This window comes from Pseudoalteromonas sp. TB25, from assembly GCF_000497995.1.
GTDB classification, from domain to species: domain Bacteria; phylum Pseudomonadota; class Gammaproteobacteria; order Enterobacterales; family Alteromonadaceae; genus Pseudoalteromonas; species Pseudoalteromonas distincta.
Genome location: NZ_AUTI01000100.1, coordinates 1 through 8,517, shown reverse-complemented (window position 1 = coordinate 8,517; position 8,517 = coordinate 1). Strand labels below are relative to the sequence as shown.

At 41.3% G+C, this 8,517-nt stretch carries 10 protein-coding genes; 6 read left to right on the top strand and 4 right to left on the bottom strand.

The window, feature by feature from the left end; genetic code table 11:
• The 4 genes from L652_RS0102100 to def form a co-directional block, all read right to left on the bottom strand.
• Positions 1–472, bottom strand: a 472-nt coding sequence (locus L652_RS0102100; protein ID WP_024594986.1) for an NAD-binding protein, incomplete at its 3' end; no start/stop codon positions are given.
• Positions 473–558: 86 nt separating this feature from the next.
• Complete coding sequence (rsmB, locus tag L652_RS0102095; RefSeq protein WP_004335167.1) at positions 559–1,854, bottom strand: 16S rRNA (cytosine(967)-C(5))-methyltransferase RsmB; 1,296 nt, start codon at positions 1,852–1,854, stop codon at positions 559–561.
• Complete coding sequence (fmt, locus tag L652_RS0102090; protein ID WP_024594985.1) at positions 1,847–2,800, bottom strand: methionyl-tRNA formyltransferase; 954 nt, start codon at positions 2,798–2,800, stop codon at positions 1,847–1,849. The genes rsmB and fmt overlap by 8 nt, the downstream gene beginning before the upstream one ends.
• A gap of 21 nt (positions 2,801–2,821) precedes the next feature.
• Positions 2,822–3,328 (bottom strand): peptide deformylase, encoded by a 507-nt coding sequence (gene def, locus L652_RS0102085; RefSeq protein ID WP_004335162.1) that lies wholly within the window; start codon positions 3,326–3,328, stop codon positions 2,822–2,824.
• A gap of 118 nt (positions 3,329–3,446) precedes the next feature.
• On the opposite strand from def, the gene L652_RS0102080 reads away from it, so the two are divergent.
• The 6 genes from L652_RS0102080 (at position 3,447) to hemF (ending at position 8,394) form a co-directional block, all read left to right on the top strand.
• On the top strand, positions 3,447–4,565 hold the full coding sequence (locus L652_RS0102080; RefSeq protein WP_024594984.1) for a LysM peptidoglycan-binding domain-containing protein: 1,119 nt from the start codon (positions 3,447–3,449) through the stop codon (positions 4,563–4,565).
• Between the two features lie 31 nt (positions 4,566–4,596).
• Entirely contained in the window at positions 4,597–5,688 is a 1,092-nt protein-coding gene (gene dprA / locus L652_RS0102075; protein ID WP_024594983.1) for a DNA-processing protein DprA, read from the top strand.
• A 1-nt stretch (position 5,689) separates the two neighbouring features.
• Positions 5,690–6,163, top strand: coding sequence for a DUF494 family protein (locus tag L652_RS0102070; RefSeq protein WP_004335158.1), 474 nt, complete (start codon positions 5,690–5,692; stop codon positions 6,161–6,163).
• Positions 6,164–6,277: 114 nt separating this feature from the next.
• Positions 6,278–6,853 carry a topoisomerase DNA-binding C4 zinc finger domain-containing protein gene (locus tag L652_RS0102065; protein ID WP_004335155.1) on the top strand — a complete coding sequence of 192 codons (576 nt, stop codon included), beginning with the start codon at positions 6,278–6,280 and terminating at the stop codon, positions 6,851–6,853.
• 25 nt (positions 6,854–6,878) lie between these two features.
• Complete coding sequence (locus L652_RS0102060) at positions 6,879–7,442, top strand: L-threonylcarbamoyladenylate synthase (RefSeq protein ID WP_004335153.1); 564 nt, start codon at positions 6,879–6,881, stop codon at positions 7,440–7,442.
• Position 7,443: 1 nt separating this feature from the next.
• Positions 7,444–8,394 carry an oxygen-dependent coproporphyrinogen oxidase gene (gene hemF / locus L652_RS0102055; protein ID WP_024594982.1) on the top strand — a complete coding sequence of 317 codons (951 nt, stop codon included), beginning with the start codon at positions 7,444–7,446 and terminating at the stop codon, positions 8,392–8,394.
• Positions 8,395–8,517 lie beyond the last annotated feature (123 nt).

Sequence of the window (8,517 nt, the reverse complement as noted above, 5' to 3'; positions counted from 1 at the left end):
CGGCTACTAACGAGAGCATGCCATCAGCAAACTGCAATACTTGCAGAGCACCAGGGTAGTCAATTAAACGGCGAATATACTTAGTGACCAGTGCTTCGGGAGCAATGTAATGATCGATTGGTAAATCATCGTTTTGAAAAAGCTTTTCGCGGTATTTTAAGTATTGCTCTGAGCGAATACGAGCAATTTTAGTAGGCGTTTTAAAAATACTGTATGCCACTTGGCATGCAACCATGTTCACTTCATCTGAACTGGTTACCGCTATAATCATATCGGCATCTTCAGCACCTGCGCGGCGTAATACATCAGGATGCGCGCTGTGGCCCATAACCCCTTGTAAGTCGTACTTATCTTGAAGTTCACGTAATCGGTTACCGTCTATATCAACAACGGTAATTTCGTTTTGTTCGCCAACTAAGTTTTCAGCAAGCGTAGCACCAACTTGCCCGGCACCGAGTATAATTATTTTCATTATTTACCCGTGGTATTGATCATAATTTAATTAAAAAAATAGCCATTTAATGTTTCATAAATGGCTAACTATTTAGTGTACGGCTATTAGGCTTTTTTAACTAGCTTAGCGTAATAAAATCCATCACTTTCACCGGGCAGTAACTGCAAACCTGGCGTTGTTACGGTATCGTTTTCGTGTAGAGGTATATGTTCTACATCATCGTTATTAGCTAAAAACTTAGCAACTTGCTGTTGGTTTTCTTGTGGAAGAACCGAACACGTAGCATATACCAATGTGCCACCTGGTTTTAACAGTGGCCAAATGCTATCAAGAATATCGCTTTGTAACTTGGCTAAGTCTTCGATATCTGATGCGCGACGTAACCATTTTATGTCAGGGTGACGGCGAATTACGCCAGTGGCCGAACAAGGCACATCAAGTAAAATACGATCAAATAATTTTTCATCCCACCAGGTATGTGGTTGCGATGCATCGCCACATTGTAGGTCTGCACCTAAGCCAATACGAGTTAAGTTTTGCTTAACACGTTCAAGGCGAGTTGAGTCGCTATCAAGTGCAAGTACATCAGCATCAGCAAGCTCTAAAATATGACATGTTTTACCGCCAGGGGCTGCGCAGGCATCCAAAATATAGTCGTCTGCTTTAGGTTCTAAAAAGCGGGCTGCCAACTGTGCTGCAGCATCTTGTACTGAACATGCACCTGTATCAAACTCAGGTAACGAAAATACATCACGTGGTTTGGCAAGCTTAATCCCATCAATAAAATCAGGGTTTAAGGTGTGTTCAATATCGTTAGCGCTGAGCATGTCACTGTATTCTTGCGTGCTAAATTGGGCTTGATTGACACGAAGCCACATTGGCGCTTGTTGCTGGTTTTCTTCAAGTAGTGCTTCCCAGCTATCTGGGTAGGCTGTTTGCACCTGTTTAATAAACCAATTTGGATGGTTGTATAAACATACCGGAATAAGCTTCGCTTTTTCTTCAAGCTCAGCTTGTTGACGCTGAAAGCTACGTAAAATGGCGTTTATCAGTCCTTTTAATCCTAAAGCGCGTAGTTGAGCCAGTGCGTTAACCGTTTCTGAAATGGCAGCATGAGGTGGTACGCGCATATGCTGCAGTTGATAAATACCTACGTATAATAAAAACTGAAATATTCTACGTTTACCTTTTAATGGCTGCTCTACTAAGTGTTGGCAGTAATTTTCAAGGCTCGGTAAGTAGCGTAAAACGCCATAACAAATTTGCTGTAGCAACGCTTTATCTTTAGGCGGCAAGCCTTGGCTTGCAAATGGAAGTTCTTGATTAAGCGATGCGCCTTTATCAACTACGTTATATAAAGTTTCAGCGGCAAGCGCTCGTACGTTTGGAACATTACTCATTGTTTTCGCCTAATATTGTGCCAGGAGTAACCCAGTCACTACGACCATTTAAAAAGTCGTTAATTGCCATTGGTTTTTTACCTTGCGGCTGTAATTGCGTAATACATAAAGCGTGTTCGCCACACGCCACTACTACGCCATTTTTGTCGCTTGATAAAATTTGCCCAGGATCACCTGATTGCAGCATAACCTGCGCTTGATGAATCTTTACTGTTTGCCCACCCATTTGGGTAAAGCACATTGGCCACGGGTTAAAAGAGCGAATGTTTCGCTCGATTTGAAGCGCACTCAAGGACCAGTCGATATTAGCTTCCTCTTTAGAAAGCTTTTTAGCGTAGTTAGCAAGTTCATCGTTTTGAGGTTCAGGGGTGATCTCACCATTAGCTAATTTATTAATGGTTTCAATTAACGCATCTGGACCTAGCTCAGCAAGCTTTGTATATAAGCTTGCGCTAGTTTCTGTTGTGCTAATAGGGCAGCGGCTTATATGTAGCATATCGCCGGTATCTAGCCCTTCATCCATTTGCATTATTGTTACGCCGGTTTGTTCATCACCTGCCCAAATTGCGCGTTGAATAGGTGCAGCACCGCGCCAGCGCGGTAATATAGAGCCATGCACATTTAAACAACCTAAACGTGGCGCTTCTAAAATAGCTTTAGGTAAAATTAAGCCATATGCTACAACAATCATAATGTCGGCATTTAAGCTTGTTAGCTCAGCTAGTGCTTCATCATTTTTTAATGACTGTGGCTGAAAAACCGGTAAGTTGTGCTCAAGCGCTAGCTCTTTCACTTCACTGGCTTTTAATTTTTTACCACGACCTGCAGGGCGATCTGGCTGGCTATATACACCCACTATTTGGTGTTCGCTTTGTATCAGCGCTTGTAAATGACGTGCGGCAAAGTCCGGCGTACCGGCAAATATAATGCGTAATGGTTGAGTCACTGAGTTTTCCTAAGGTGCTTATTACTGTTCTGCAAACTTGGCTTCTTTTTCAAGCTTTTTACGAATACGTTGGCGCTTTAATGGAGATAAGTAATCAATGAATAGCTTACCTTGAAGGTGATCTAGTTCATGTTGAATACAAATAGCCAATAATTCATCTGCATCTAGTACAAATTCTTCACCGTTTTCGTTAAGTGCTGCGACTGTTACTGTTTCTGCGCGATCTACTTTTGCATACGAGTTAGGTACTGATAAACAGCCTTCTTCGCTAACGGTAGAGCCGTCTTTTTTAATGATTTGTGGATTAATTAATACCAGTGGCTCATTGCGCTCTTCTGATACATCAATAACAACGATTCGTTGATGAATATCTACTTGCGTGGCCGCAAGTCCAATGCCATTTTCATCGTACATTGTCTCTAGCATGTCTTTTACAATTTGGCGTACTGTGTCGTCAACTTGTACAACATCTTTTGCTACAGTACGTAAACGTTCATCTGGAAATCTTAAAACTTCTAACCTAGCCATAGTTACCTTTTTCACTTGTGCTTAATTTAGGGTATTGTATGCTCTTATTTTAGCCATTCGCGTTCACCTTTAACAGGTTTTGGGCAATAATAATGAAAAAACAATACAAGGAAGCTCGATGAAATCTCCACTACTTGCAATCATGCTTACGTTAAGCGCTGCGTTTCCCGCAGTTGCTGATGTACTTAAAATAAAAAAAGACGCACCAAAACAGTATGTTGTAAAAAAAGGCGATACACTTTGGGATATTTCTGGCATCTATTTAGATGAGCCTTGGCTATGGCCTGAACTTTGGCAAATGAATCCACAAATTGACAACCCACACCTAATTTACCCCGGTGATGCATTAGCGTTGATATACGATGCAGATGGAAACCCACGTTTAGTGATAAATAAAGGATATAGAAAGCTATCTCCTCAGGGTCGTATTACACCAAAAGGGCGTGATGCTATTACTACTTTGCCGCTTGAAATGATCAAACCTTATATCAGTTACGAGCAAGCAATGAACAGTGACGATATTAAAGGCAAACCTTATATTTTAGGTGCAAACGAAAATACTAAAACACAAACGCTAGGCCATATTTTATATGTTAAAGGCGACTTACAAGTACATAAAGCATATGCTATTTACCATAAAGGTGACCCCTACACTGATTTAACCGGTGAAGTGTTAGCAACGCGTGCATCTTACGTGGGTATAGCACGTGCTTTTAGAGCGGGCGATGAGAAAAATGGCGTGCCTTCGTCATTACGCGTTGAGTCTGTTAAACGAGAAATTCAGCAAGGTGATTTTTTAATGCCGGCAATGGAAGGCCAAATGCTTCCTGCGTACTTTGATATACACCGTCCTTTAGAACCTGTAACAGGTAATATTATTGCTTCACCACGCGAAGTTAGAGAATTCAGCACAATGGATGTTGTGGTGCTAAACTTAGGCAGTGAACACAATATAGAAGCGGGTCATGTATTAGATCTAGAGCGTCAATCACCAACGGTTATTGATGGTCCTCGTGGCCCTCGTTATCCAGAAGATTCTAGTAAATATGAGAAGCTTTTATCTGATGTGAGCCAATTACTTGGTGATGAGTCTGACGAACAAAACACAACGTGGACCATGCCTAAAGAAAAAGTTGGTGAGCTAATTGTCTTTAAAGTGTATGACAAAGTAAGTTATGCATTAATAACTAAAAACCAGCACCCAATTCGCATTGGAGATATTGCAGTTATTCATTAAGAAGTAGCGAGTCGGTGCTCTAGGAGAGAGCATGGATCAGTCATCTGGCAAGCTAGCCCACTGGCTTGCCTTTTATATGTGTAAAGGGTTGGGTATAAAAACCCTTTTAGCACTATCTACAAACTATTCCCTTGGGTCGTTATTCGACTTATCTCATGACAAGCTTTTACAGCTTGGGTTAACCGCTAATCAAGCGAGTAATTTACTCAACACCAATTGGCAACAAGTCAGTCATTATGAGCAATTAATAGCGCTGAACAACATTACTGTTGTCTGTATTTTTGATGCGCTTTACCCAGAAGATCTCCGGCAGATTGCCAGTGCGCCTTTATTACTATTTTGCAGGGGAGATGTCTCGTTATTATCAACTCCACAAATTGCAATTGTTGGCAGTCGTAATGCTACACCTACCGGGCTTGAAATAGCCTCAGAATTTGCATACGAGTTAACTTTGGCGGGTATTACAGTTACTTCAGGTATGGCGCGGGGAATAGATGGTGCAGCACATAAAGGTTCTCTTGCTGGTACAGGTAAAACCATAGCTGTGCTTGGTACTGGGGTTGATATTTACTACCCCAAACGCCATAAACTATTAACAGACCAAGTTTTAGAAAGCGGTTTGCTGGTGAGTGAGTTTTTACCAGGCACAGCTGCTCATGCGCACAACTTTCCGCGCCGTAATCGTATTATTTCTGGGTTATCGTTAGGAGTGCTTATTGTTGAAGCTGAAATTAAAAGTGGTTCGTTAATTACAGTACGCTATGCGCTTGAACAAAATAAAGAGGTATTTGCAGTACCGGGTTCTATTAAAAACCCGTTAGCGCAGGCAAGTCACTTTTTAATAAAGCAAGGTGCTAAGCTGGTAGAAAACGTGGCTGACATTCTTGATGAGGTGAGTTTCACTTACGACAATAATGTATTTAATAAAGAGCAGCCGATTCAAGCCAATTCTCAATGTGAGGTTCTAAATAGTATTGGCTTTGAAGTAACCAGTGTAGATGACATTGTGCGTCGTGCGCAGTGGCCAATAGATAAAGTACTCAGTAGGTTGCTCGATTTAGAATTAGACGATCAGATTGAGCGAGTCTTAGATGGTTACATCAAGTTAAGCGCAGGAAGGTAATATGTTTGATATTCTTTTGTATCTTTTTGAAAATTACATTCATAGCGAAGCGGATATATTTGCAGAGCAAAATGAGTTAACCGATGAGCTACTGCGTGCGGGCTTTAATAAGCCTGAGATATTTAAAGCTCTTGATTGGTTAGAGCAACTAGCCGATTTACAACACAGCGATGAGTCTCCTTATCTTATTGCTAACCCTAAAGATGCTGTGCGTATATTTACCGATAGTGAATGCCAAAGGCTCAGCGCTGAGTGTCGTGGCTTTTTAATGTTTATTGAGCAAATAGGCGTAATTAACAATGTAACACGTGAAATGGTAATGGACTGTTTAGCCTCTCTCGATAAACCAACTATAAGCCTAGAAGACTTAAAGTGGATTGTACTTATGATCTTGTTTAACGTTCCTGGCTCTGAAGAGGCATATGAGCAAATGGAAGATTTGATTTTTGATGAACCCAGCGAACTTCTTCATTAGAGATAATTATCTTGATTGTACTCAAATTACTTAAAAGGATAAGCACGGCATTGCTTGTATCTTTAAGTGGTTTGGGTATATTAGGCGAAAATTCACCAACCTATTAGGATCACCATGAGTAAAATCGACCATTCGCTTTTCTCGGCGAACAAGCACGCCCTCGAAAAAGAATACGAGATATGCCCACAGTGTGGTTCAGAGTTAGTGATCCGCAATAGTAAATCAGGCCCTTTTTTAGGATGCGCAAGTTATCCCAAATGCGACTTTATTAGGCCGCTGGCACATCACGACAGTAACGAAATCAAAATATTAGAAGATTCTGCATGTCCTGAGTGTAGCAAACCGCTGGTGGTTAAAAATGGCCGCTATGGTATGTTTATTGGGTGTACGGGTTATCCAGAGTGTCATTATATTGCTAACGAAAATGAAGAAAAGCAAAGCGAAGATACTTTGCCTAGTTGCCCTAAATGCAAAAAAGGTCATTTAGTCGCGCGCAGTAATAAGTTTGGTAAAGTATTTTATTCTTGTGATTGCTACCCAAGTTGTAAATACACGCTTAATAATAAACCGGTTGAACATCCGTGTCCTGAATGTGACTGGCCTATCGTCATAGAAAGAAATATGGCAAACGGCATATTATTGCAATGCCCACAAAAAAGCTGCATGCATAAGCTCACCCCAACTGAATAACGTTTAATTATATCTGGAGACTACTTTGTCAGACCTTTCAAATACGCCCACTGCAATAACATGCTTAACGCAAGGCGAAGTTATTTTATACCCAACAGAAGCTGTATATGGTTTAGGTTGTGATCCAGATAATCAACAAGCCGTTGAGGCACTATTAGCTATTAAGCAGCGCCCGGTTGAAAAAGGGCTTATTTTAATCGCTGATAACTACGGACAATTATTAAAATACGTAGATGATGCAAAAATACCAATGGATAAACGCGCTGATATTTTTTCGAGTTGGCCTGCTGCAATTACATGGGTTATGCCTGCATCTAAAAATACGCCTAAATGGCTCACAGGGCAGTTTGATACCATCGCGGTAAGAGTAACAAACCATCCAACAGTAAAGCGTTTGTGCCAAGAGTTTGGCAAGCCATTAGTATCAACCAGTGCAAACTTAACCGGTCAAGAAACGGTAATTAGTATTGAGCAAGCCAAAGCGCAATTTGCAGAACAAGTTGGCTTTTACGTTGACGAGCCGTTAGGTGGTAATACTCAACCAAGCACAATAAAAGACGCCATGACTGGCAAAATATTTAGAGGTTAATATGCAAAGCGAATTATTAAATCAAGTAAAAGCATACTTTATGGCTTTGCAAGACACTATTTGCCAAGGTTTGGAGGCTGCAGATGGCAGTGCTAAATTTATAGAAGATAACTGGCAGCGAGCAGAAGGCGGTGGTGGTCGTACACGCGTAACCACTAATGGCACTGTAATAGAGCAAGGCGGAGTTAATTACTCTCATGTATTTGGCGCTTCAATGCCTGGTTCGGCAACAGCGCACAGACCAGAGCTTGCAGGGCGCAGCTTTCATGCGTGTGGTGTGTCGTTAGTTATTCACCCTAAAAACCCTCATGTACCAACAAGTCATGCCAATGTGCGCTTTTTTATAGCCGAAAAAGAAGGCGAAGAGCCAATATGGTGGTTTGGTGGCGGGTTTGATCTCACTCCTTTTTATCCAGTATTAGAAGACGTACAACATTGGCATCAAGTTGCTCACGACATTTGTGCGCCTTTTGGCAGCGACGTTTATCCAAAATACAAAACCTGGTGCGACGAGTACTTTTATTTAAAGCACAGAGATGAGACTCGCGGAGTAGGCGGTTTATTCTTTGACGATTTAAACGAACTTGGTTTTGAAAAGAGTTTTGCGTTTATGCAATCGGTGGGTAATGGATTTTTAGATGCCTATTTACCTATTATTGAACGTCGCAAAAATGACGAATACACAGAGCAACAACGTGATTTTCAGCTTTATCGTCGCGGGCGCTACGTTGAGTTTAATTTAGTATGGGATAGGGGCACTTTATTTGGATTGCAAAGTGGCGGGCGCACTGAGTCTATATTAATGTCTATGCCACCACTTGCACGCTGGGAATATAACTATAAACCAGAGCCAAGTAGCCCAGAAGCTAACCTATATCAGTATTACTTACGCCCGCAAGAGTGGTTAACGAGTCAACCAAGTGAGCTGATAGCCAGAGAGTGGCAATTATAAAAATTAAACAATAATCAAAAAGGCGCTAATTAGCTGTCTTTTGATCACAAGTCTGACTCAAGAGATTTTGCTAAATCGTAGCCTTCCAGGATGGCTTGTAACTTAAGCCATCCTTGCCATAAC

Excerpts from the sequence above, each read along its gene's own strand:
- rsmB (WP_004335167.1), bottom strand. The coding sequence starts at position 1,854 with ATGAGTAATGTTCCAAACGTACGAGCGCTTGCCGCTGAAACTTTATAT.
- def (WP_004335162.1), bottom strand. The coding sequence starts at position 3,328 with ATGGCTAGGTTAGAAGTTTTAAGATTTCCAGATGAACGTTTACGTACT.
- L652_RS0102080 (WP_024594984.1), top strand. The coding sequence starts at position 3,447 with ATGAAATCTCCACTACTTGCAATCATGCTTACGTTAAGCGCTGCGTTT.
- dprA (WP_024594983.1), top strand. The coding sequence starts at position 4,597 with ATGGATCAGTCATCTGGCAAGCTAGCCCACTGGCTTGCCTTTTATATG.
- L652_RS0102070 (WP_004335158.1), top strand. The coding sequence starts at position 5,690 with ATGTTTGATATTCTTTTGTATCTTTTTGAAAATTACATTCATAGCGAA.
- L652_RS0102065 (WP_004335155.1), top strand. The coding sequence starts at position 6,278 with ATGAGTAAAATCGACCATTCGCTTTTCTCGGCGAACAAGCACGCCCTC.
- hemF (WP_024594982.1), top strand. The coding sequence starts at position 7,444 with ATGCAAAGCGAATTATTAAATCAAGTAAAAGCATACTTTATGGCTTTG.